At 73.2% G+C, this 21631-nt stretch carries 23 protein-coding genes; 17 read left to right on the forward strand and 6 right to left on the reverse strand.

Annotated features, from left to right (window positions below; translation table 11 throughout):
• Positions 1-11: 11 nt before the first annotated feature.
• The 7 genes from ACOKGD_RS01265 to ACOKGD_RS01295 all read left to right on the forward strand — a co-directional run bounded on the left by ACOKGD_RS01265 (position 12) and on the right by ACOKGD_RS01295 (position 8299).
• Positions 12-563: an FHA domain-containing protein gene (locus tag ACOKGD_RS01265; protein ID WP_342336255.1), complete on the forward strand. Its 552-nt coding sequence runs from the start codon at positions 12-14 to the stop codon at positions 561-563.
• Positions 564-749: 186 nt separating this feature from the next.
• Positions 750-1046, forward strand: a complete 297-nt coding sequence (locus ACOKGD_RS01270; RefSeq protein WP_342336257.1) for a WXG100 family type VII secretion target — start codon at positions 750-752, stop codon at positions 1044-1046.
• 109 nt (positions 1047-1155) lie between these two features.
• Entirely contained in the window at positions 1156-1863 is a 708-nt protein-coding gene (locus ACOKGD_RS01275) for a WXG100 family type VII secretion target (protein WP_342336258.1), read from the forward strand.
• The gene (locus tag ACOKGD_RS01280) at positions 1863-2174 is read left to right on the forward strand and encodes a WXG100 family type VII secretion target (RefSeq protein WP_342336260.1); all 312 of its coding nucleotides are present in this window, start codon (positions 1863-1865) and stop codon (positions 2172-2174) included. The genes ACOKGD_RS01275 and ACOKGD_RS01280 overlap by 1 nt, the downstream gene beginning before the upstream one ends.
• Positions 2174-6961 carry a glycohydrolase toxin TNT-related protein gene (locus ACOKGD_RS01285; protein ID WP_342336262.1) on the forward strand — a complete coding sequence of 1596 codons (4788 nt, stop codon included), beginning with the start codon at positions 2174-2176 and terminating at the stop codon, positions 6959-6961. The genes ACOKGD_RS01280 and ACOKGD_RS01285 overlap by 1 nt, the downstream gene beginning before the upstream one ends.
• Positions 6954-7694, forward strand: a complete 741-nt coding sequence (locus ACOKGD_RS01290) for a hypothetical protein (protein WP_342336264.1) — start codon at positions 6954-6956, stop codon at positions 7692-7694. The genes ACOKGD_RS01285 and ACOKGD_RS01290 overlap by 8 nt, the downstream gene beginning before the upstream one ends.
• Positions 7695-7702: 8 nt before the next feature.
• Positions 7703-8299 carry a hypothetical protein gene (locus ACOKGD_RS01295; protein WP_342336266.1) on the forward strand — a complete coding sequence of 199 codons (597 nt, stop codon included), beginning with the start codon at positions 7703-7705 and terminating at the stop codon, positions 8297-8299.
• A 9-nt stretch (positions 8300-8308) separates the two neighbouring features.
• On the opposite strand, the gene ACOKGD_RS01300 is transcribed toward ACOKGD_RS01295, so the two are convergent.
• Entirely contained in the window at positions 8309-8944 is a 636-nt protein-coding gene (locus ACOKGD_RS01300; protein ID WP_342336267.1) for a TNT domain-containing protein, read from the reverse strand.
• Positions 8945-9097: 153 nt separating this feature from the next.
• Here ACOKGD_RS01300 and ACOKGD_RS01305 point away from each other — a divergent pair, with 153 nt between their 5' ends.
• From ACOKGD_RS01305 to ACOKGD_RS01320, 4 genes are all read left to right on the forward strand, one after another.
• Positions 9098-9424, forward strand: coding sequence for a hypothetical protein (locus ACOKGD_RS01305; RefSeq protein WP_342336268.1), 327 nt, complete (start codon positions 9098-9100; stop codon positions 9422-9424).
• 48 nt (positions 9425-9472) lie between these two features.
• The gene (locus ACOKGD_RS01310; RefSeq protein WP_342336269.1) at positions 9473-10534 is read left to right on the forward strand and encodes a hypothetical protein; all 1062 of its coding nucleotides are present in this window, start codon (positions 9473-9475) and stop codon (positions 10532-10534) included.
• Complete coding sequence (locus ACOKGD_RS01315) at positions 10513-11595, forward strand: RDD family protein (RefSeq protein ID WP_342336270.1); 1083 nt, start codon at positions 10513-10515, stop codon at positions 11593-11595. Before ACOKGD_RS01310 ends, ACOKGD_RS01315 begins: the two co-directional genes overlap by 22 nt.
• Before the next feature lie 204 nt (positions 11596-11799).
• Positions 11800-12522, forward strand: a complete 723-nt coding sequence (locus ACOKGD_RS01320) for a hypothetical protein (RefSeq protein WP_342336462.1) — start codon at positions 11800-11802, stop codon at positions 12520-12522.
• Positions 12523-12545: 23 nt separating this feature from the next.
• Here the strand turns inward: ACOKGD_RS01320 and ACOKGD_RS01325 are convergent, their stop codons facing one another.
• Positions 12546-13457 (reverse strand): NAD(P)/FAD-dependent oxidoreductase, encoded by a 912-nt coding sequence (locus tag ACOKGD_RS01325; RefSeq protein WP_342336271.1) that lies wholly within the window; start codon positions 13455-13457, stop codon positions 12546-12548.
• A gap of 62 nt (positions 13458-13519) precedes the next feature.
• Between ACOKGD_RS01325 and ACOKGD_RS01330 the strand changes: the two genes are divergently transcribed.
• Together ACOKGD_RS01330 and ACOKGD_RS01335 are read left to right on the forward strand one after the other, a co-directional pair.
• On the forward strand, positions 13520-13990 hold the full coding sequence (locus tag ACOKGD_RS01330) for a helix-turn-helix domain-containing protein (protein WP_342336272.1): 471 nt from the start codon (positions 13520-13522) through the stop codon (positions 13988-13990).
• Between the two features lie 4 nt (positions 13991-13994).
• Positions 13995-14849 (forward strand): carbohydrate kinase family protein, encoded by an 855-nt coding sequence (locus ACOKGD_RS01335; RefSeq protein ID WP_342336273.1) that lies wholly within the window; start codon positions 13995-13997, stop codon positions 14847-14849.
• A 51-nt stretch (positions 14850-14900) separates the two neighbouring features.
• Here the strand turns inward: ACOKGD_RS01335 and purB are convergent, their stop codons facing one another.
• Together purB and ACOKGD_RS01345 are read right to left on the reverse strand one after the other, a co-directional pair.
• Entirely contained in the window at positions 14901-16283 is a 1383-nt protein-coding gene (gene purB / locus ACOKGD_RS01340; protein WP_342336275.1) for an adenylosuccinate lyase, read from the reverse strand.
• The gene (locus ACOKGD_RS01345; RefSeq protein ID WP_342336276.1) at positions 16280-16807 is read right to left on the reverse strand and encodes a low molecular weight protein-tyrosine-phosphatase; all 528 of its coding nucleotides are present in this window, start codon (positions 16805-16807) and stop codon (positions 16280-16282) included. Before ACOKGD_RS01345 ends, purB begins: the two co-directional genes overlap by 4 nt.
• Positions 16808-16939: 132 nt before the next feature.
• Here ACOKGD_RS01345 and ACOKGD_RS01350 point away from each other — a divergent pair, with 132 nt between their 5' ends.
• Complete coding sequence (locus ACOKGD_RS01350; RefSeq protein WP_342336277.1) at positions 16940-17212, forward strand: hypothetical protein; 273 nt, start codon at positions 16940-16942, stop codon at positions 17210-17212.
• Positions 17212-18582 (forward strand): hypothetical protein, encoded by a 1371-nt coding sequence (locus ACOKGD_RS01355; protein ID WP_342336278.1) that lies wholly within the window; start codon positions 17212-17214, stop codon positions 18580-18582. The genes ACOKGD_RS01350 and ACOKGD_RS01355 overlap by 1 nt, the downstream gene beginning before the upstream one ends.
• Position 18583: 1 nt before the next feature.
• Here ACOKGD_RS01355 and ACOKGD_RS01360 read toward each other — a convergent pair whose 3' ends face one another.
• Together ACOKGD_RS01360 and ACOKGD_RS01365 are read right to left on the reverse strand one after the other, a co-directional pair.
• Positions 18584-18982 (reverse strand): phage holin family protein, encoded by a 399-nt coding sequence (locus ACOKGD_RS01360; RefSeq protein WP_342336279.1) that lies wholly within the window; start codon positions 18980-18982, stop codon positions 18584-18586.
• Between the two features lie 79 nt (positions 18983-19061).
• Positions 19062-19820, reverse strand: coding sequence for an IclR family transcriptional regulator (locus ACOKGD_RS01365; protein ID WP_342336281.1), 759 nt, complete (start codon positions 19818-19820; stop codon positions 19062-19064).
• Positions 19821-19939: 119 nt separating this feature from the next.
• Between ACOKGD_RS01365 and ACOKGD_RS01370 the strand changes: the two genes are divergently transcribed.
• Both ACOKGD_RS01370 and ACOKGD_RS01375 read left to right on the forward strand, forming a co-directional pair.
• Complete coding sequence (locus tag ACOKGD_RS01370) at positions 19940-20578, forward strand: bifunctional 4-hydroxy-2-oxoglutarate aldolase/2-dehydro-3-deoxy-phosphogluconate aldolase (protein WP_342336282.1); 639 nt, start codon at positions 19940-19942, stop codon at positions 20576-20578.
• Entirely contained in the window at positions 20575-21522 is a 948-nt protein-coding gene (locus ACOKGD_RS01375) for a sugar kinase (protein ID WP_342336284.1), read from the forward strand. Before ACOKGD_RS01370 ends, ACOKGD_RS01375 begins: the two co-directional genes overlap by 4 nt.
• Positions 21523-21631: the final 109 nt, after the last annotated feature.

Consider the following 21631-nt stretch of genomic DNA (forward strand, 5'->3'; position numbering starts at 1 on the left):
GGAGGACGCGGATGGCTTCCGCACGATGCGCATACTGCGGCGCGACGCTGGAACCGAACTCGATGTACTGCATGGGGTGCGGCCAGCTGATCCTGTCCGGCCGCGTCGGCGAGGACGAGGCGACCGGCTGGGAGGCGCCACGGACCGCCGCGGGCGCCGCTGGGGCCCGCGCGCCGCGCGCCGAGGTGCAGGCGCCGCGCTCCGCGCACCCGGCGTCGCCCCAGGCGTGGCCCGGGCGGGTGCAGCTGCGGTTCTCGACGGGGGAGGAGACCCTCGTCGCGGGCGCCGCGGTGATCGGCCGCCGGCCGGAGCAGACGGCGTCGGGCCTCGGCGCGCAGGCGATCGCGATCGCCGACAGCACCCGCTCGATCTCGCGCGTGCACCTGTACCTCGAGCTCGCCGACGGCGCGCTGCACGCGGGCGATGCGGGGTCGAGCAACGGCTCGCTCATCGAGCGCGGGGAGCGCCGCATCCCGCTGGCGGCCACCGGCGAGCGGGTCGACGTGCTGCGCGGCGACGTCCTCTGGATCGGCGACGTGCGGATCGAGATCCAGGCCGCCTGAGGCCCCCGATGGGCAGCGCTCCCCGGGGGAGCCCTCCCCCGGGGAGCCATCCCCAGCGACGGGGGCGCGCGCTGTCGCTAGCGTTGTGCGTGATCGGGGGGTCCGTATGTGCGGGGCGCGCGATCGAACGCTTCACCGATTCGGCGGGCCGACTGGCGGCGTCGCCCTCATACGGAGGTAACGGAAATGGCAGACATCAAGGTCACTTCGGAGTCGCTCGCCAGCGTCGCGGGCCAGCTCTCGAGCGGATCGCAGTCGATCGAGTCGCAGCTGTCGAACCTGAAGTCGCTCGTCGAGGGCCTCGTCTCCGGCGACTGGCAGACCACCTCGGCCTCGGGTGCGTTCAACGAGCTCTACAACCAGTGGGATCAGGCGGGCATGCAGCTGAAGGAGTCCCTCCAGGGCATCAGCGACCTGCTGAACCAGGCCTCCCTGTCCTACGAGGACAGCGAGACGGCGATCGCCTCGACGTTCAACGGCTGAGTCGCTCGTGAGGGGGCCCCGCCGCGCGTCCGCGCGCCGCCGGCGGCGGAGCCCCCTCACGGCACTCGCCACTTCGCGTCGCGCATCTTTCGAGGACTAGGGGTAACTCATGGTGCAGTTCAGGGTCAGGGCGGAATCGCTCATGGAGGTCGCGGGCAACCTCGGCTCCGTGATCGCGGCGTTCGACGGCAACATCGCCGCCGTCGACTCGCAGATCAGCGGTGTGCTCCCGAACTGGAAGGGCATGGACCAGGAGCTGTTCCAGGAGAACTGGAAGGCGTTCGTGGCGATGTCCGATGCGGTGAGGCTCTCCCTCTCCGGCCTGCAGAACGGCCTGATGTCCGCCAGCGCGGGCTACGACTCGACGGAGGCGGGGGTGCACCGCTCCATGAACCAGACGCGCCCGAACGTGGTCGCCCTGCGCAAGGGCGTCACGAGCTACGGCAACGTCGTCCAGGGCGGCGAGCAGCGCGCCGAGGACATGGCCGAGTTCTTCGGCCGTGACTACGCCGGCGACTCCGAGGACGAGCGGTTCGGCGGCGGCGCGCTGGGCCGCGCCGGCGGCCGGTACACGGGCGGCGGCACGAAGGACACGGACGACGACGGCGATGGCGACGGCATCGGGCGCGGGCCGTTCCTGATGCAGGACAGCATCGACGAGCTCAACGGGGTCGAGGGCGCCGACGGCGGCGAGCCCGGCCCGTCCACGCAGGAGGAGCCCGAGGCGCTGGTCGCCGACGGCGGGCGCGAGCACGAGGGACGCGGCGACCGGCAGGGCGCCCAGATCACGTTCGACCGCCTGGAGGGGCGCCGCTGATGGCCGAGCAGCACGCAGACACCGAGCAGCTGAAGGCGCTCGTCGAGACGCTGACGTCTCTCGTCGACTACTGCGACGCGCTCCGCACCGGTGCGGGGTCGTTCGCCTACATGCTTCCGAGCGACTGGCAGGGCCCCGCGTCGACGCGCTTCATGGCGATGTTCGAGACCTGGGCCGCCGGCGCCAACGCCATGAAGGAGACGGCCGACAGCCTGCGCCAGCAGGCCGACGCCGCCTACAAGGCCTACGACGGCACGATCGAGTCCCTCGACACGACGTGGCAGAAGATCCGGACGGAGATGGAGTCCTGATGGGCACCGAGGTCAAGCTCGATCCGAGCTCGCTGCGCATCGCGGCGTACCAGTTCGGCACGGTCGCGCGCTCGATCGTCTCGGCCGTCGAGGCGGCGCAGAGCCAGCTCTCCGGCACCCACGGGATGGCGGGCGGCGGCGAGACCGGCGAGGCCTTCGCCGACGGCGAGGACGGCTACGACGCCCTCGCCCGGGCGATCCTGCCCGCCCCGCTGTACGTCGCGAACCGGCTCTACACGATCGAGGCCGCGCTGACCGACACGGCGAACCTCTACGGCGAGGCCCAGAAGCCGGGCGCGATGGTGGCGCCCTCCTTCTCGCCCGCGAGCGCCGACTCCACGGGAACCTCGGCCTCGGTGCCGTCGGCGTACTCGCCCGAGGACTTCGGCATGTTCGACATGGGCAAGTTCCGCGAGGGGCTCGAGTGGGCGCTGCAGCAGCTCGGCATCAGCCAGCTGCCCTCCGGTGACGAGGGCAAGCTCGGCGACGCGCAGTCGGCCTGGACGGGCCTGCAGTCGGCGCTCACCAGCGCGAAGTCGACCCTGGACGGGATCTCGCCGCTCGCCGGCATCGTGATTCCGCAGGAGGGCGACGTCGAGGCGTCGATCCGGGCCCTCGCGACCGACCTCGGCGAGCTCGCCGCGGGCGCGGGGGCGATGGAGGACATGGTCGCCCAGCACAAGCTCGAACTGACGACCGCGAAGCAGCAGATCCAGGACTTCATCGAGCAGATGGCGATCGAGATCGCCGCCGAGATCGGCTTCACGATCCTGCTCTCGATCATCACCGGCGGCCTCGGCGCGTTCCTCGGCGCCGCCAAGGCCATGGCGACCGCCATGAAGTGGGCCCACCGGATCAAGAACGCCATCGACAAGCTGCAGAACGCCCTGCGGGCCCTGCGGCACGGCGGCGGTCGCGTGGGCGCGATGGCCCGACGGGTCGCGAAGGAGACGGCGAGCGGGTACGCCTCGGGCGCCGCCGGAGCCGCCTATTCGAACTGGCGTCACTCGGGCGACGCCGGCTACCAGCGCCAGGACGTCTCGGACGCCGGGTTCTCGGCCGCCGTGGGCGGTGCCGTCGCCGCACCGCTGTCGCGGGTGCTCGGAGGCTCGTCGGCGGCGTCGGGTGCCGCCGCCCGCGCGCGCCGCGTCGCGGCCGACAAGGCCAGCGAGGCCGGAAGCAGCGTGGCGAGCGACTACGCCTCGGCGAAGCTCTCGGGCAAGGAGTACACCCTCAACGACGCGCTGAACTCGGCGCGCCAGGGCCTCGCCGAGAGCATCCTCGTCGACCCGATCATGGGCCCCCTCACCGGTGCGGGCGACCGCGCAGCGACCGCCATCGACCGCAGGGGCGACCAGATCGCCGGCGGCTTCGGCAACCAGACCGGCGGCACGCCGTCGGGCACCGGCGCCCCGTCGAGCACCTCGCCCGCGACCGGCGGGACCACCCCGTCGAACCCCGACAACGTGCCCACCCCGGCCTCGAGCGGGCCGGGCTCGTCCACCCCCTCGGGCGGTGGCGGCAACTCCACGCCGTCGAACGACGCCCCGAACCCCGCGGGCGCGGGCGGCGACGGCGGCGCGAACGCGACCGGCGGCGGCTCGACCGACGCTCCGAGCGACGCGCCGCAGGCATCCGACCCGCTCCCGCAGGATGACGCCGGCGGCGGCGACACCCCGCCGTCGCAGGACCAGGCCCCGGTCGACCAGGCCCCGGTGGACCAGGCCCCGGTGGACCAGGCCCCGGTCGACCAGGCTCCGGTGGATCAGACGCCGGTGGATCAGGCCCCGGCGGATCAGGCCCCGGCCGATCAGGCTCCGGCGGATCAGGCCCCGGCGGATCAGACGCCCACGGATCAGGCCCCGGCGGATCAGGCCCCGGCGGATCAGACCCCCGCGGACCAGGCTCCGGCGGATCAGACGCAGGACCAGGCGCCGACCGAACCGTCGAACACGGACGCGTCGAACACGGACCCGTCGAACACGGACCCGTCGAACACGGACGCGTCGAACACGGACGCGTCGAACACGGACGCGTCGAACACGGACGCGTCGAACACGGACGCGTCGAACACGGACCCGTCGAACACCGACGCGTCGAACACCGACGCGTCGAACACCGACCCGTCCACCACGGACCCATCCACCACGGACCCGTCCAACACCGACCAGGGCCAGACCGACGCCTCGCAGCGCGACGACGGCACCCCGGCCGCGGCCGCGACGGGCACAACCACCACCGCCGCGTCGGTTCTCGACGGGCTCGGCGACATGCAGATCCCGGATGCCGACGTCATGGGGGACCAGGTTCTCGATGATGTCCGCGCCGAGACCGAAGCGGCTCGCCAGGAGGCCGAGCAGCAGGCGGCCGAGCAGGCGGCCCGTGAGGAGGCCGTGCAGACGGCCCCGGGCGTCGACGACATCTCGGACGCCGCCGGCCAGGTGACCGACACCGCGCCGCCGGTGGACGCCGCCGTGCCGGCCGCCGACAGCGACGCCCTCGCCGGCGATCCTGTCGCGACCGACCCGCTGTCCGCCGACGAGCAGGACGCGACCGAAGACCAGGACGCCGCCCAGACCGACGAGGCCGCAGCGGCGGCCGTGACGGCGGCCGCCGCTGCCGGCCTGGTCGCCACGCCGGGCCTCATCCGCGGCGCGGGCGGCCCCCGCGGTGTCACACCGCCCCGGGCGCCGTTCGGGGCGAGGCCCACGACCGACAACCCGGCGACGTCGTCGCAGCAGGCCGGCCAGGGGTGGAGCAGCATCCCGGATCCGTCGGCGTCCGACCCGGCCGACGCCGCCGACCCGGACTACGGGAAGCCGCGCCCCGCCAGTGCGCACGGCACGTTCAAGGCGCCGTATCAGCAGCACCCCGGCCTGCGGAACCTCAAGCCCGAGGTGCGCTCGCTCATCACCGATCCGTCGGCAGGCTACGGCCGCGACACGAACGGCACGCCGCTCACCCCGGATCAGTTCCAGGAGCGGTACGTCGATCAGAACGGCGACTACGTCTACCCCGGCGAGCGGGGCGGCGAGCCCGGCTCGTTCCGCCGGATCGACGACGTCGCCACCTTCCGGACGCACTTCGGCGCGCAGCTCGACCGTATGGGCGGCACCGGTGGCGACTTCTTCTCCATCCCGGGCACGCCGTTCGAGCAGCGCGCCCTGCCGCCGAGCAACCTCACCCAGCCGTACACCGTGCTCGACCTGCACAGCCTCCCGCCGGGGGCCTACCTCGAGGTCTCGCGGATCGCTCCGGCCTTCGGCCGCCCGGGCGGCGGCCTGCAGGTCCGCGTGATCGGATCGGGTGGCAAGCCCATCTCGATGGGCGACCTCATGAGCACCGCCCAGGGCGGCCCGCACCTCACGCCCGCCGCGCCGACGTCCGCCGGATCGCCCGCGCCCGCGGGCTCGCCGGCGGCCGACGGATCCGCCTCGGACGGCGGATCGCAGGACGACGCCCAGCCCCGCTCGGGCGACGCGGCCGCAGATCCGAACGCCGACCTCAACGCCGAGCACGACGCCGATACCGACACCGACACCGGCGCGGAGCCCGACGCCGGCACCGAGGACGGCGCCCAGGGGCAGGGCGAGGCGCAGCAGGATGCCGAGGCCGAGACGCCCCAGCAGATCCGCGACCGGATCGACGAGGCCCTCACGCAGTCGAACACGCGTCACGACCCGTTCGACCTGTCCAACGGCTACGCCACCAACTGCGGCAACGTCGCGGCGAACATGAACGACTTCCTGAACGGGGAGCCGATGGTCGACGCCGGCACGGGGACGCTCGACATCGACCAGATGGAGCAGCGGACGTCGCTGCCCCAGACCGAGACGACACCGGATCAGATCGAGGCAACGCTGCGGGCCCAGGGCCCCGGTTCGCACATGGTGATCGGGATCGACCGCAGCGGCGGCCGACCGGGGCACTGGTTCAACGCGGTCTTCGACGGCGAGCAGGTCTGGACGGTCGACGGGCAGGACGGCACGCGCAGCCCCTGGCCGCCGCACGAGCCGCACGCCGAGCGCTGGGACGCATCGGTGGATCCGTCCGACCTCGTCGACGTGGATGCCGACGGCGACGGCACCGGATCCGACGAGCGCGGATCCGCCGAGCGCCGTGAGCGCGCGGGTCGCGACTACCCCGGCGCCGGCACCGTCGACGACCCGAAGGTCGTCGACGACTGGAACGCCCCGGAGACGCCCTTCGCGTCGCGCACCCACGAGCCCGACACCGTCTACCAGGTGGAGGGTCGCGGGATCTTCCACACCGGCGCGGACGGCCGCGTGACCCGGGTGGAGACCTCCTACGGGGCGACAGGCCTCAACTACGAGCTGCACCGCCCGCAGCCCGACACCACCTACGTGGTGACGACGGCCGGCGGCACCGCGACCCACACGTTCCAGACGGATTCGAGCGGCCGGGTGACCCGCGCCACCACCGACAACCTCACCCGGGAGCGCGCGCGGCGATCCGATGCGGTCCAGCGCAGCGTCGCGGCGCTCGGCGGCAGCGACTACAACGGCGGCCACCTGTTCGGCAACCAGTTCGGCGGGGGCGGGGAATCGCTCAACCTCATCCCGATGCTCGAGTCGGTGAACCAGAACCGCGGGCCGCACAGCTTCTACCGCCTCGAGGGCCTCTGGTCGAGCCTCGTCCGGGCGGGAGTGACGGTCACGGTCGACATCCGGGTGACTCAGTTCGACTCTGCGGGGGTGCCGGCCCAGTTCACCGTACGGTGGAGCGCAGACGGTGTGAAATACGACAGGAAGTTCCGCAATGTCTGATCAGACTTCTCTTCCCCCGATGCTCGCGCAGGCCGAGCTCACCGAGCAGATCGCGCAGGCCCTGGCCCAGGAGGCCGGGGACGGATGGCAGACGCTTCGGCTGCACGCCGACGTCCTCGCCCCCGTCAGCGATTTCCGGTTCGAGGTGGAGCGCGACGGCGAGACCGAATCCGAGTTCACCCCGGACGAGGTCGGCGATCTCGTCGACGAGCTGCGTCGGCTGATGTACGAGCCCGGTACCGGCACCTGGTTCTCGTTCGACCTGACCGTGTCGGCGGGGGGCGGGCTGGACATCGCCTACGACTACGAGAGCCAGCCCCTGTTCGCGCCGACGGGCGTCGACGCCGAGACCTTCGCGGCCGACCACAACAGGTTCCCCCGCGACGCCGCCCACCGCCCCGAGTGGCTGCAGGGCAAGCTCGCGGAGGCGGGAGGCGGCGAGCCGGCTTCCGAGGCGGGGACGACCGACACTCAGGGCCGGATCGACGTCGCCATGGAGCTCTGGCACCGCATGGTGCCGGCGGACGCCCCGCTCGCACCCCGGGTGCTGGCGGACGACGACGTCGTGGCGGTCTCGCACACGGTGCGCGGCGGCGGCACGATCTACATCGCGGCCGACGGCTCGCCGCTGTTCGCCGGGTCCGAGGCCTCGGACGAGCAGGCGCTCGAGGCGCTTCGGGCGGGGCGTCGCACGCCCCTCGAGCACTTCCGCCCCGCCGACGCGGGCCGCTGAGCGACGTCATGACGGGTTTCGAGACGCCGACGGAGCTCGGCGCGGCCGCGCCCGCCGTCCCCGAGGGTGAGCTGCGGGTCTGGGGCGGCGGGGTCGAGCGGCAGGCCGCCTGGGCGCGCGAGCTGCTCGCGCGCGCGCTGCGCGAGGGCGACGCCATGCCCTCCCGCGACGACCTGCGCTACGCGGTGACCAGCAGGTACACCGAGCTCGCCCTCTTGTGGCCCGCGGGTCGTCGGGTGCTCTACGTGGCGCCGAACGGCGACGCGCTGCTGCGCGAGGCCGATGCCGTCACGGCGACCGACTACGAGGCGTTCCTCGCGGGCGAGCGCACAACGCTCGATGAGCCGTCGGATCTGGCCGCGGTGCGGGCGGAGGCGCACTCCTTCGCGGAGGCCCTCGCCGCGCGAACGGGCCTCACCTCGCTCCCGGCCGAGCGGGCCACGGTGCTGAGCGTCACCGATCGCGGCGACATGACCTGGGATGTCCGGCTCGAGGACGGCGGCTTCGTCGCCTACGAGATCCAGCGCGGGCACTACGACGAGCTCGCGCGCGGCGCGTCGCTGGCCGACGTCCTCCCGGCGATCGAGGGCTCCGCCCGTCTCTGAGGCGGGGCGTCAGTCCTCGGCGCGGAAGCGCTCCAGCGTGCCGTCCACCAGCAGGTCGCGGATGCCGATGAAGTCCTGCGCGAGCGTCATGCGCAGGCCGCCGCCGGGCTGACCGAACCAGGGCTGGGCCACCTCGACGCGGACCAGCACGGTGTCGTGCGTCAGGAACGCGTGGCGGTTCGATCCCTCGGGGAGGGCATCGAAAGGCGGCAGCGAGCGCGCCTCGTACGCGGTGCCGTAGGGGAAGAACATGGTGCCGTCGATGGCGCCGACGCGGTCGACCACCACACCGGCCGGAAGCTCGATGAGCAGCCCCTCGGCGGCCGCCCGGTCGCGCAGCTCCGCGAAGTGCGGGGTGGCCGACGCGACGGCTGCCTCGACCTCGTCCGGCGGGAAGAGCGCCAGCGGGGGCAGCGGACGATCGAGGTAGCCCAGCAGGATCCGCGCGGCGCCGCTCTCGTCGTCGGCCGAGCCGAGGCGGAACGCTCGCCCGTAGTCGACGGTCTCGAGCAGCCAGCCGCCCTCGGCCTCGTCGGCGCGCAGGCGCAGCGCGCCCTCCATGGCGGGCACGGCGTCACCGGGGAGGATGACGGCCGTGGGCGGCACCGAACGGCGCGCGAGCTCCTGACGCAACGACTCGAACATGACTTGAGCCTAGCCAGCCGGGCGCGCCGGATTCACCCGCGCGCGATGGGCAGGACGACCCGCCCCGGGGCGCGGCGTTCGGCGGCTCGGATAGCATCCTGAGCGGTGGGGAGCCGCCCGCCGCACTGTCCGCGAACGACCACGGGGGACACCATGACGACGATCGACGAGCGCTGCGCCGAGATCCTTCCGCACGCCACCGAGATGCTCGCTGCCACGGTCAGCGCCGGATACAGCGCCACCGGCATCCCGTCCGCACTGAGCGGCGCGCGGGCGCTCCGCGCGATCCTGGCCCGCGGCCCCGAGGGGATCACCTCCGCCGCCTACCTGGAATGGCACGGCACCGCCGTCGGCATGATCGACAACGTCATCCAGCTGCTCGAGACGGGCGAGGTCGTGAAGGCGCGCGAGCTGATGACCGACCCGCGCCTCGGCCTGCACGGCCTCACGATCGCCTGCGCCGGGCAGCCCGGCTGGTGAGCGGGCGCGAGAGGCGCCCTGGCGGGGCGCGTGGATAGGGTCGAGCCCATGTCGTTTCTCGTTGACGGTCGCTTCGACGTCCGCCCGCTGACCGATCCCGTCGACCGCACGGCGGTCGTCGCCCATGCGAAGGAGCACGCCGGATCCCGCGCGTCGCGGATCATCACGATCGTGCTGTGGTCGCTTCTGGTGGTGCTCATCGGCGGATTCCTGGTCTTTATGCTCGCCGACATGATGCGCACCAGCGGAACCGGGGCGCCGGTGATCATCGCCGTCGTGGTGGGGCTGGTCGTCGTCGCGGGGGTCATCTGGTTCTTCTGGCGGCGCAACCAGCAGGCGCGCCGCTACCGGCTGATGCACTTCGCCGACGCCCATGGCCTGAGCTATGTCGGCGACATCAACTCGCCGAACCAGCCGGGCATGATCTTCGACATCGGCACCGGGCGCCTCGCCACCGACGTGCTGGCGGGCGCGGTGCCGCGCCCCGTCGAGTTCGGCAACTACACGTACACGACAGGCACCGGCAAGACGCAGCAGACGCACGTGTGGGGCTACGTCTCGATCGGCCTGGCGCACCGCCTGCCGCACATCGTGCTCGATGCGCGCCGCAACGACTTCCTCGGCAGCAACCTTCCGGCGTCGTTCTCGCGGGCGCAGCGGCTGAGCCTCGAGGGCGACTTCGACAAGCACTTCACGCTCTACGCGCCCGAGGGCTACGAGCGCGACGCGCTGTACCTGTTCACGCCGGACGTGATGGCGCGCCTCATCGACAAGGCCTCGGCGCTCGACATCGAGATCATCGACGACCGCCTCTACCTGTACTCGAAGGATCCGACGGTGACGCTGGATCCGGATCGCTGGCAGTGGCTGGGCGGGGTCATCGGCGCGCTGTCCGGCAAGCTCGCGCAGTGGGAGCGCTGGCGCGACGACCGGCTCGAGCCGGCGACGCCCGCCCCCGCGGTCGACGGCGCCGCCGCAGCGGCCCCGCTCGCCGCCCCGACCGGGGTCGCCGCGCCCGGGGCCCGGCTGAAGCGCGGCGTCCCGTGGGGCGCCATCGCGGGCATCGTGGCGGTCGCCGCCGTCTGGGCGTGGTCGGTGACCGGACGATGAGCGGCTGGTCGATCATCAGCGCGCACGAGGCGGCTCCCGAGCCGCTCCCCGTGAGCGCCGAGCGCGCGGCGCTGCTCGGCATCGCGCCGGCGCCGATCGGGCGCCGGATGATCGCCTCGGTCATCGACGCCCTTCCCGCGATCCTGTTCGCCGCACCGCTGTGGTTCACCGTGCCGCCGGCGATCGCCGGCGAGCTGTGGGGGATCCTGGTGAGCGCGATCTGCGTCCTGCTGCTGATCGTCTACGCGATCATCCAGCTCGCCTCGCACGGGCGTCGCGGGCAGACCTTCGGCAAGCAGATGATGCGCCTGCGCACCCTGCGCCACGACACCCTGAAGCCCATCGGCTTCGGCCGTGCGCTGCTGCGCGCGATCCTCGTCGGGGCGTCCAATATCGTGCCGCTCGTCGGCCCGGCGATCCTGCTCGGCTCGCCGCTGTGGGACGCCGAGCACCGCCGCCGCGGCTGGCACGACCACGCCGTCCGCGGCTGGCTGATCGACCTCGACGCCGTGGACCCCACCGATCCCGTGGCCTTCGAGTCGGCGCGCGGCCGCGCCCGGGTGCGCAGCGTCGCGGCAGCGAGCGCCGTGCCGGCCGCTGCCGCACCTGTCGCGCCGGCCGCATCCGAGCGCGTCGCCGCCGAGCCGCCCGCGGCGCCGCCCGCACCGGTCGTCGAGCGCATCGCCCCCGCCGCCGCACCCGCCGCGCCCGCCGCTCCGGCTCCCGCCGCGCCGGCCCCGGTGGCGCACGTGCGGTTCGACACGGGCGACGTCGTCGCGATCCACGGCCCCGCGCTCGTCGGCCGCGGCCCCGTCGCCGGCGCGGACGAGATCGTGATGCACCTGCTGCCGATCGCCGACGACACCCGCTCGATCTCGAAGACGCACTTCGCCCTCGTGGTGGACGCGCATGGCCTCGTCCTCGTCGATCGCGGGTCGACGAACGGCACGGGCATCGAGCGCGCGGGGCAGCTCACCCCGGCGGCGCCGGGCGCCCCCGTCCGCGTCGTCGCCGGCGACCGGATCCGCTTCGGCGACCGCACGGCCGACGTCCTCGCCTGACACTCCGTCCTGGGACGGAAGACTGTCGGCTACCTCTCAGAGTAGGGTTCTGTCTGTTGGCCGGAACGGGGAGCCCGCCCGCAGGCTCCCGCCGACCGGAGATCCGCATGACGTCACGTCACGCGAGGGGGAAGAGACTTGGCAGATCTGAATACGTCGACCGGCGCGTTCGACGAGGTCGAGGTGAACACGATGCCGGGGCGCATCGCGCCGCTGCGCGTCGAGTTCGCCGGCGAATGGCACGAGGTCCCGATGGGGCGCCCGTTCGTCATCGGCCGCGAGGGCGACCTCGAGATCGACGACAACCAGTACCTGCACCGCCAGTTCCTCGAGCTGCAGTACCACGACGGCCTGTGGTGGCTGGCGAACGTCGGATCGCGCCTGGCCGCGACGATCTCGAGCGCCGGCGGCGCCGTGCAGTCGTGGCTGTCGCCCGGCGCGCGGATGCCCGTCGTCTTCGCCCAGAGCGTGATCGTCTTCACCGCGGGACCCACGACCTACGAGCTGACGCTCTACACGGAAGAGGCGCAGTACGCCGTCTCGAGCCAGATCGAGGCGTCGATGAGCGGCGAGACCACGGTCATGCCGGTGAGCTTCACGCCGCTGCAGAAGCTGCTCATCGTCGCCCTCGCCGAGCCCATGCTGCGCCGCGAGGGCGTCAGCATGAGCGAGCTGCCCTCGTCGAGCGCCGCCGCTCAGCGCCTCGGCTGGACGATGAGCAAGTTCAACCGCAAGCTCGACAACGTGTGCGACAAGCTCGATCGGATGGGCGTGCAGGGCCTGCGCGGCGGCCCCGGCAAGCTCGCGACCAACCGCCGCGCGCGCCTGGTCGAGTACGCGGTCACCTCGCAGCTCGTCACCCGCGCCGACCTGGCGCTGCTCGACGACGAGGCCCTGCGCAACCAGAACGAGTCCGACGAGGACTGAGCCGTCGCGCAGGGCGCTCGCCCTCAGGCGCCGAGCTCCTCGCTCACGAGGTCCTGGACCGTCGCCGCGGCCGCCGTGAGGCCCGCCGCGATCGACAGGCCGACGGCGTGCATGGGCCCGGGCAGCCCGGGCCCGACGGCGGCATCACCGGCGGCCGCGACCCCGGGAACGCTCGTGCGGCCAAGCGCGTCGACCTCGATCGCGCCCGCCGGGCCGATCGCCACGCCCAGCTGCTCGGCGAACGGAGCCGCCTGCCGCCAGGCCGTGGCCGTGAGGATCCCGCCCACGTCCAGGGTCGATCCGTCCTCGAACGTCACCAGCGCGCCGTCGCCCGCCGGCGCGACCGAGGCGATCCGCTCGGCTCGGATCGTGGCGCCCAGGCGCGACAGCTGATCCCCGACCTCAGGATCGACGGGCTCACCGTGCGCGAGCACCACGAGCTCGGCCGCGATCGGGCGCAGCATCGCCGCCATCCGGGTCGCGTGCGCGCCCATGCCGATGAGCCCCACCCGCGTGCCGGCGAACTCGTGGCCGTGACAGAACGGGCAGTGGGCGGCTGCCGTGCCGAACAGGGCGGCGAGCCCCGGGATCTCCGGAAGCGTGTCGGCGACCCCCGTGGCCAGGATCACGCGGGCCGTGTCGATCCTGCCGCCGTCGGCGAGCGTGAGCGTGAAGGCGCCGAGCGCACCGTCGACCCGCACCACCTCGCCGGCGAGGGTCTCGACCGAGTCGTAGGCGGCGAGGTCGCGGCGTGCCGCCTCGCGCAGCTCGGCAGGGTCGCGCCCGTCGAATCCCACGAGGTTCTGCATGTGCCGCACCGGCGCATTGCGGTAGCGCCCGCTGTCGAGCAGCACGGCGCGACGATGCATCCGCCCCAGCGTGAGCGCCGCCTGCAGGCCCGCGGGGCCTCCTCCGATGATCGCGACCTCGTACATGTCCACCCTCTCTCCGGCGCTCTGCGGTTGCGCCGGGAACGAGTCTGTGACTTCATGTCAACATGAAGTCAAGTCTCTGGAGCATCGGCGATCTGGCCGAGCGATTCGGCCTCGCCACGCACGTGCTGCGGCACTGGGAGAGCGAGGGGCTGCTGGACCCGCAGCGGGACGGCGCCGGGCGGCGTCGTTACGGCGAGGCGGACGCCTATCGCGTGGCGGTGATCGTGGCGAGCAAGGCCGCGGGCATGAGCCTCGACCAGATCCGGGCGCTCGTGGACTCCGGATCGGCGGGGCGCCACGGCATCCTCGAGCGCCACCTCGCCGACATCGACGACCAGATCGCGGCGCTCGAGCGATCGCGCGCGATGGCCCGCCACGCGCTGGAGTGCCGCGCCCACGACATCGCGACCTGCCCGAACTTCCGCGCGAACGTGGCCGACATCGTCGCCGGCACCCGCGTCGGCATGGGGTTCGAGTCGCGCTCGCACGTCCACGGCGCGGGTGCGGTGGTGGCCGGGGATCGGCTTGGATGAGGGCGTGCCCCCTCGCGTTGTGATCGTCGGCCCGGCGTCCTGGAACCACCTGATCGTGCTCGACCGTCTGCCCGACCCCGTGCCGCACATGCAGTTCGCCCGCGACGCGTGGTGGACGATCGGCGGCACGTCCGCGGGCAAGGCGCTGCACCTGGCCGGGCTCGGGGTCGATCTGCGCCTGCGGACGCCGCTCGGTCCCGACGATGACGGCGCGCGGATCCGCTCGGCGCTCGAGGCCGCGGGCGTGGCCGTCGACGCGCTGCCCTCCGATCGCACCGAGCAGCACGTGAACCTCATGACCGAGGCCGGCGGGCGGGTCTCGCTCTACGTCGCGTCGCCGACGGATCCGGATGCCGCCGACATCGCGGCCACCGCGTCCGCGATCGCCGAGGCGGAGGTGGCCGTGGTCGACCTGGCGGCGCTGGGGCTCGGCGTCATCGGACATCCGTCCCGCGGCACCACGCCGCTGTGGATCGACCTGCACGACTACGACGGCGAGTCCGCCTTCCACGAGCCGTTCGTGCGCGCGGCCGAGGTCGTCTTCCTCAACGCCGACGCCACGGACGACCCCTGGGCGCTGCTGCGCTCGTGCCTCGACCGCGGCCCCCGGCTCGCGATCTGCACCCTCGGCGCGGAGGGCGCCGTCGCGTTGGAGGCCGACGGCACCCGCCACACCGTGCCGGCGGCGCCCGCCGACGTCGTCGACACGAACGGCGCCGGCGATGCCTTCATGGCCGGGTTCCTCGCCGCGACCCTCGGCGGAGCGGGGGTGGACGCCGCGCTCGCGGCGGCCGCGAGGCAGGCGGCCTCCGCCCTCCGCACCCGCCACCTGCATCCCGCGCTCGCCGCGATCCTCTGACCGGGCGATCCGCGTCCGACCCGGGGCGGGCCCGGGGCGGACGCCCGCGGGTCAGAGCTTCGAGCGGGTGAGCTGCTCGGCGAGGCCCGTGTAGGTCGCGGGAGTCAGCGCGAGGAGGCGCTGCTTGGCCTCCTCGCCGATCTCGAGCCCCTGGACGAATTCGGCGAGGTCGGCGGCGCCGACACGGCGGCCGCGCGTGAGCTCCTTGAGGAGCGCGTACGGGTCCTCGATCGTCGAGCGGCCGGCGGTGACCTCGGCGCGCACCACCGTCTGGATGGCCTCGCCGAGCACCTCCCAGTTGGTGTCGAGGTCGGCCAGCAGCACATCGCGCGACAGCGAGATCTCGCCGAGACCGCGCGTGAGGTTGTCCAGCGCCAGGATCGAGTGCCCGAACGCGACGCCGATGTTGCGCTGCGTCGTCGAGTCGGTCAGGTCGCGCTGCAGGCGCGAGGTGACCAGCGTCTGGCCGAGCGAGGCCAGCAGGGCGGCCGACAGCTCGAGGTTCGCCTCGGCGTTCTCGAAGCGGATCGGGTTGATCTTGTGCGGCATCGTCGACGATCCGGTCGCACCCGCGACGGGGATCTGCGCGAAGTAGCCGAGCGAGATGTACGTCCAGATGTCGGTCGCGAGGTTGTGCAGGATCCCGCCCGCGTGACGGACGCGGTCGTACAGCTCGACCTGCCAGTCGTGCGACTCGATCTGCGTCGTGAGCGGGTTGAACGTCAGGTCCATCGACTCGATGAACTCGCGCGCGACCGTCGGCCAGGCCACGTTCGGGGCGGCGGCGAGGTGCGCCGACCAGGTGCCGGTCGCGCCCGAGAACTTCGCGAGGTACTCGACGCGCTCGATCTGCTCGAGCACACGCTCGAGGCGCCACACGAAGACGCCGATCTCCTTGCCCATGGTGGTGGGCGTGGCGGGCTGGCCGTGCGTGCGCGACAGCATGGGGGCGTCGGCGTGCGCGAGGGCGAGCTCGCGCAGCTTCGCGATCACGGCGCGGAACTTCGGCAGCCACACCTGGGTGACGGCGCGCTTGACGGTGAGCGCGTACGACGCCGAGTTGACGTCCTCGCTCGTGCAGCCGAAGTGGGTCAGCTCGGCGATGCGGTCGAGCCCCAGGGCGGAGAGGCGATCGCGCACGAGGTATTCGACGGCCTTGACGTCGTGGCGGGTCACCGCCTCCTTGTCGGCCAGCCAGTCGATCTCGGCCTGCCCGAAGGTGAGGTAGACGGCCCGCAGCTTCTGCTTCTCGTCCTGCGAGAGCGGCGTGGTGCCGAAGAGCGAGTTGTTGGTGAGGGTGATGAGCCACTCGATCTCGACCTCGACGCGGGCCCGGTTCAGGCCCGCCTCCGAGAGGTGCTCGCCGAGCGGCGAGACCGTGGCCTGGTAACGGCCATCGAGGGGGCTGAGGGGCTGAACGGGAAGCGCGGTCACGCGAGACCTCCGGATCGAGGCGGACGGATCGCCGGTTCGAGCTGCTGGAACAGCGCTCGGCTGGCGCTCTCGATCATACCGAGCGCGTCATCGAAGGCCCGGGCGTCCCCGTAGTAGGGGTCGGCCACATCGGGCCCGGTCGCGGTCGGATCGAACGAGGTGAGCAGGGCGATCCGGTCGCGGTGATCGTCGTGCTGGGCCCAGTGGCGCAGGATGCGCTCGTGGGTGCGGTCGAGCGCGATCACGAGGTCGTTGGCGTCGAACGCGGTGGGGGTGAACTGCTTCGCGCGGTGCGCCGACCCGTCGTATCCGCGCCGCGCGAGCGCCTCGATCGTGCGGACGTCGGCGCGCTCGCCGACGTGCCAGTCGCCCGTCCCCGAGCTGCTGGAGACGACCGCGCCGCCGAGGCCCGCGCGCTCGGCGAGGTCGCGGAAGACCACCTCCGCCATCGGGGAGCGGCAGATGTTGCCCGTGCAGACGAAGACCACGCGGAAGGGAGCGCGGTCGAGGTGGGGGTCGGCCATGTGCTCATTCTGCCCGCCACCATGGGACCCGCGTGAGGTGGGGGAGTCGTCCCCACGCCCGTTTCGGGCCGGAGTTCTCCCGGTTCGCCGGATCCGGCCCCCGCGGCGGGCCCGGGTCGCGAGGGTCGTGGCATGACGTCCGACCCGTACTCGCCCACCGCGGTCGCCCGCGGCTTCCTGGCGCGGGCCCGCTGGCACCTCGAGCAGGCCGCGCCCGCGCTCGCAGCGCTCGCGTCCGAGGTCGCGTGGGAGTCGCCCGCCGCGCGCCTGTTCCGCGAGCGGATCGACACGCAGCGGCGCGAGGCGTGCGTGCTCATCGATGAGTGCGACTCGGCCTCCGCGTGGCTCGAGGCGCACGAGCTGCGGCCGGTGGATCCGGCGCCCGCGGAAGAGGAGGGGCGCTGATGGTCGACATCGGGCAGGGCTTCCTGATCCAGGTCGACCCCGAGTCGCTGCGAGCGGCCGCGGGGCGCGCCGACCGGGTGGCCGAGGACCTGGCCGCCGCGGCGTTCCAGGCCTACGGCGCCGAGGCCGAGGCGTGGCAGGCGCAGGCCCGCGGACTCGGTCATCGCATCTCGGCGCTGCACAGCGAGGTGCACGGGCTGGCCGGCTCGCTGCGCTACGGCGCCGACGTCTACGAGGCCGCCGAGGCCGGATGGATCCTCGACACCCAGGGGCGAGGTAGCGCGGAGGGGGCGGCGGCCCTGGCCGACCTCGACCGGCTGGCGGCGCAGTACGCGGGCTCCGGGGCCGACCCGATCGCCGACGGGCGACTGCTGCGCGCCGAGCGGGAGGGCCATGCCCTGGACGACGTGCTCGAGAACCTCGCGGCGATCCCGGATCTGCGCTGGGTGATCTCCGCGCTGTTCCCGTCGACGGCCGCGAGCGGGGTGGCCGGGGCCCTGCCGCCCCCTGGCCTCCTGGCGGCCGGCGCGTACACGGCCCTCGTCGCCCGCGGCCGCGGCGTTGTGGCCCGCGGCGCGAAACTCGGCGCCGATCCGAACCCGCAGGAGATCGCGGTCGAGGGGGAGAGGCCACGGGCCTCGGCGAAGGGGGCGCCGACCGGTCTCGCCGGGGCGGCCCGGCGCATCCCCGGAGGGCCGGACGACCTGGCCCGCGTCGAGACCTACACCTTCGACGACGGCCACCAGGAGCACGCGGTCTACGTGCAGGGCACCCGCGAGATGCTGCAGGACGGCGACTGGAACGTGATCCCCGGCCCGGAGGAGGGTCACGACACCGCCGACATGGAGTCGAACGCCGACATCTATCTGGGCGAGGTCGAGAGCGAGGCGTACCGCGGGGTGGTGCAGGCGCTGGAAGAGGCGGGCGTCGATCCGGGGGAGCCGGTCCACGCCTTCGGGCACTCGCAGGGCGCCATGATCATCGAGCGGATCGCCTCCGAGGGCGACCTGCAGGTCGACACCGCGGTCTCGTACGCGACGCCTCAGCAGGCGCTGCTCGACGACACCCTGCACGTGAACCTGGCCTACACCGACGACCCGGTGGCGGCCCTCACCGGCGCGGGCGTGCCGGGGCCGGCCGGCGCCGCGGGCAGCGTCGTCATCACCGACACCTTCGACCCCGGTCCCGATCCGCTGGCCCCGATGGAGCCGCACCTGCTCGAGAACTACCTCGCGCTCGCCGCGGAGGCCGACGCCTCCGCCGACCCGCGGTTGGAGGGCGTGCGCGACGTGTTCGCGCATCTCGCCGAGGCCGACAGCATGCGCACGTCGACCTGGAACGCCAGCCGCGTGCCGCGGGGCGACGGATGACTCAGCGGCGCTTCTTCTCCTGCGGGCGCAGGATCACGCCGAACACCCAGTTGATGATGCTGATCAGCAGCGCCGCGACCACGCCCCACCAGAAATCGCCCACCGTGAGGCCCCACGACCACGCGCCCGTGATCACCGCGGTCAGCCACAGCAGGAAGCCGTTGATGACCAGCGAGATGAGACCGAGGGTGAGGATGTAGAGGGGGAACGCCACGATCTTGATGACCGTGCCGATGATCGTGTTCACCAGCGCGAAGATGGCGCTCACCAGCAGGAGCGTGAGGACGAGCTGCAGGTCGCCGCCGGGGGCGAAGGGCGTGACGGACACCTGCAGGGCCGGGATCAGCGTCACGACCCAGATGGCGAAGGCGTTCACGAGGACGCGGACGATGAAGCGCATGCGCAGATCATCTCAGAAGCGGATCGAACCTTCGAGCGTCGGCCGGGCTCGCGCCGGCAGACGAGCGGGAGGTGCCTCGTCAGGCCGGTGCCCCCACCAGCCGCGAGATCTCATCGGCCGCGGCGATCGCGGCGTCGGCGAACTGCTCGATCGAGGTCCCGGGGTGCTCCAGCGCGATGGACGACACCGAGAGCCCGTGGGTGACGGCGCCCGAGTGATCGCGGATCCCGGCCGAGACGCAGACGGTGCCGAGCTCGTTCTCGCCGAGGTCGGTGGCGAAGCCGCGCGCGCGCACCCGCTCGAGCTCGCTGTTCAGCCCCTCGAGGGTGGTGATGGTCGCGTCGGTGCGCGCCGGCAGGCCCACGCGGTCGGCCAGCTCGGCCACACGCGCGGCGGGCCAGGAGGCCATCACGACCTTGCCCATGCCGGTGCAGTGCATCGGCATCGCATGCCCGACGCGCGACTTCATCTGGTAGGGCTTCGAGGCGTCACGGCGGATGAGGTACACGATCTCGCTGTCGGTGGCGACGCCGACGTGCACGGTGCAGTCGACCTCGGCCACCAGGCGGTCGACGATCGGGCGCGCGATCTGCGCGATGTCGACCGAGGCCAGGGCGCGGCCGGCGAGCGACAGCAGGCCGGGGCCGGCGCGGTAGCCGCGCTCGCCGTCGCCCGCGATGAAGTCGTTCGCGACGAGGGTGGCGAGGATCCGGTGCACGGTCGCCTTCGCGAGGCCGGACGCCGCCACGATGTCGGTGAAGCGCGAGTGCTCCAGCGCCGCGCCGAGCACGTTCAGCGTCTTCTCGCTCGCGCTCAGCGCCCCGGTCATGTCCGTCATCGTCGCCCTCTCCCCGCATGGTCGTCGACGACCGCGCTTCTCTATACTGGATTATAGAACCGGGTTTCGCTGGACGGAACTCTGCTCGGCCCTTCTCACCGGAACCACGGAGGTCCCGCATGACCGAACTCCCGCAGCGGAGCGTCCTCGAGGGGCAGCGACTCGTCCCGCTCGCCGCCCCCGCGAACCCCGCGCAGACCGAGGCGCTGCGAGCCGGCCTTCTCGCCGGCGGCCTTCCGATCGTCGAGATCGGGCTGCGCAACACCTACGCCGCCACGGCCCTGGCCGAGCTGGCCGCCGCCGGCGACCTGATCGTCGGGGCCGGCACCGTGCTCGACGGCGCGCAGGCCGAGGCGGCGATCGATGCGGGCGCCGCCTTCCTCGTCACGCCCGGCTTCGCCGACGACATCGTCGCCGTCGCGCAGCGCCGCGGCGTGCCCATCGTGCCCGGCGTCGCCACCGCGACCGAGGTGCTGCGGGCCCGCCAGGCCGGGCTGCGCTCGGTGAAGCTCTTCCCGGCCAACGCGCTCGGCGGGCTGAAGCTGATCGACGCGCTGAGCGCCGCCTTCACCGACATGACGTTTATGCCCTCGGGCGGCGTGTCCCAGGCCACCCTCGTCGAGCACCTCTCGCACCCCGCGGTCGCCGCGGTCAGCGGCAGCTGGCTCACCTCGGCCGCGCTGCTCGACCAGGGCGCCGACGCCGTCGCCGCGGCCGTGCGCGCCTCGGTCGAGCTGGCAGCCACGGTCGGCACGTGAGCGGCGGGCTCGTCACCGTCGGCGAGAGCCTCGCCCTCGTCTACGGGTCGCGCATCGGCGGCTTCGACGCCGTCGCGGACGCCGGTGTGAGCTTCGGCGGCGCCGAGAGCAACGTCGCCATCGCCGCCGCCCGCCTCGGCGCCCACGCCACCTGGATCGGTCGGGTGGGAGACGACGCCTTCGGGCGTCGCATCACCCGCGCCATCCGCGGCGAGGGCGTCGCCGTGCACGCGACCGTCGACCCGGATGCGCCCACCGCGCTCATGGTCAAGGATCGCCCCTCGATCGGCCGCACCCGCGTCGTCTATTACCGCGCCGGCAACGCCGGCAGCCGGATCGCGCCGGAGGACATCCCGAGCGGTGTCGTCGAGGGGGCGGAGATCTTCCACTTCACCGGCATCGCGCTCGCCCTGAGCCCGCAGTCGGCGGCCACCGTGCTCGCCGCGGCGCGCGCCGCCCGGGCCGCGGGCGCGATCGTGTCGTTCGACCTGAACCACCGCTCGAAGCTGTGGTCGACCGAGGCCGCGGGCGATGCCTTCCGCGAGGTGCTCGCCTTCGCCGACATCGTGTTCGCCGGCGACGACGAGGCCGCCCTCGCGGTCGGCCCCGGCACCCCCCGCGAGCTCGCCGAGCGCATCGCCGCGGCGGGAGCGCGGGAGGTCGTCATCAAGCTGGGCGCCGACGGCGCCTTCGCGCTCGCGGACGGGGTCGCGCACGAGCAGCCGCCGTACCGCGTGGAGGTCGCCGACACGGTCGGTGCGGGCGACGCCTTCGTGGGCGCGTACCTGGCCGAGCGCCTCGCGGGGGCCGACCTGGCCACTCGCCTCGACACCGCAGCGGCCGCCGGCGCCTGCGCCTGCCGCGGCGACGGCGACTGGGAGATGATGCCTACCCGGCGCGACATCGCCGAGCTCATCGCCGGGGGCGATCCCGTCTCGCGCTGACCGGTCTCGCCCGAAGCCTCCCGCGGCCCGCGCGGCGGGAGGCTTCGGCGCGTCCGGGCCGGGCCGACCCGGAGGGGTCACACGGAGGGCCCCCGCCGCGACGCGACGG

Source organism: Microbacterium phosphatis, from assembly GCF_049177115.1.
GTDB lineage: Bacteria > Actinomycetota > Actinomycetes > Actinomycetales > Microbacteriaceae > Microbacterium > Microbacterium phosphatis.

What these genes read in the sequence shown, in the direction of transcription:
- ACOKGD_RS01330 (WP_342336272.1), top strand. Translation starts at nt 13,520, where the DNA reads ATGAAGTCAAGTCTCTGGAGCATCGGCGATCTGGCCGAGCGATTCGGC.
- ACOKGD_RS01305 (WP_342336268.1), top strand. Translation starts at nt 9,098, where the DNA reads ATGACGACGATCGACGAGCGCTGCGCCGAGATCCTTCCGCACGCCACC.
- ACOKGD_RS01275 (WP_342336258.1), top strand. Translation starts at nt 1,156, where the DNA reads ATGGTGCAGTTCAGGGTCAGGGCGGAATCGCTCATGGAGGTCGCGGGC.
- ACOKGD_RS01310 (WP_342336269.1), top strand. Translation starts at nt 9,473, where the DNA reads ATGTCGTTTCTCGTTGACGGTCGCTTCGACGTCCGCCCGCTGACCGAT.
- ACOKGD_RS01285 (WP_342336262.1), top strand. Translation starts at nt 2,174, where the DNA reads ATGGGCACCGAGGTCAAGCTCGATCCGAGCTCGCTGCGCATCGCGGCG.
- ACOKGD_RS01265 (WP_342336255.1), top strand. Translation starts at nt 12, where the DNA reads ATGGCTTCCGCACGATGCGCATACTGCGGCGCGACGCTGGAACCGAAC.
- ACOKGD_RS01325 (WP_342336271.1), bottom strand. Translation starts at nt 13,457, where the DNA reads ATGTACGAGGTCGCGATCATCGGAGGAGGCCCCGCGGGCCTGCAGGCG.
- ACOKGD_RS01350 (WP_342336277.1), top strand. Translation starts at nt 16,940, where the DNA reads ATGACGTCCGACCCGTACTCGCCCACCGCGGTCGCCCGCGGCTTCCTG.
- ACOKGD_RS01355 (WP_342336278.1), top strand. Translation starts at nt 17,212, where the DNA reads ATGGTCGACATCGGGCAGGGCTTCCTGATCCAGGTCGACCCCGAGTCG.
- ACOKGD_RS01300 (WP_342336267.1), bottom strand. Translation starts at nt 8,944, where the DNA reads ATGTTCGAGTCGTTGCGTCAGGAGCTCGCGCGCCGTTCGGTGCCGCCC.
- ACOKGD_RS01290 (WP_342336264.1), top strand. Translation starts at nt 6,954, where the DNA reads ATGTCTGATCAGACTTCTCTTCCCCCGATGCTCGCGCAGGCCGAGCTC.
- ACOKGD_RS01295 (WP_342336266.1), top strand. Translation starts at nt 7,703, where the DNA reads ATGACGGGTTTCGAGACGCCGACGGAGCTCGGCGCGGCCGCGCCCGCC.
- ACOKGD_RS01345 (WP_342336276.1), bottom strand. Translation starts at nt 16,807, where the DNA reads ATGGCCGACCCCCACCTCGACCGCGCTCCCTTCCGCGTGGTCTTCGTC.
- ACOKGD_RS01360 (WP_342336279.1), bottom strand. Translation starts at nt 18,982, where the DNA reads ATGCGCTTCATCGTCCGCGTCCTCGTGAACGCCTTCGCCATCTGGGTC.
- ACOKGD_RS01270 (WP_342336257.1), top strand. Translation starts at nt 750, where the DNA reads ATGGCAGACATCAAGGTCACTTCGGAGTCGCTCGCCAGCGTCGCGGGC.
- ACOKGD_RS01370 (WP_342336282.1), top strand. Translation starts at nt 19,940, where the DNA reads ATGACCGAACTCCCGCAGCGGAGCGTCCTCGAGGGGCAGCGACTCGTC.
- ACOKGD_RS01365 (WP_342336281.1), bottom strand. Translation starts at nt 19,820, where the DNA reads ATGACGGACATGACCGGGGCGCTGAGCGCGAGCGAGAAGACGCTGAAC.
- ACOKGD_RS01280 (WP_342336260.1), top strand. Translation starts at nt 1,863, where the DNA reads ATGGCCGAGCAGCACGCAGACACCGAGCAGCTGAAGGCGCTCGTCGAG.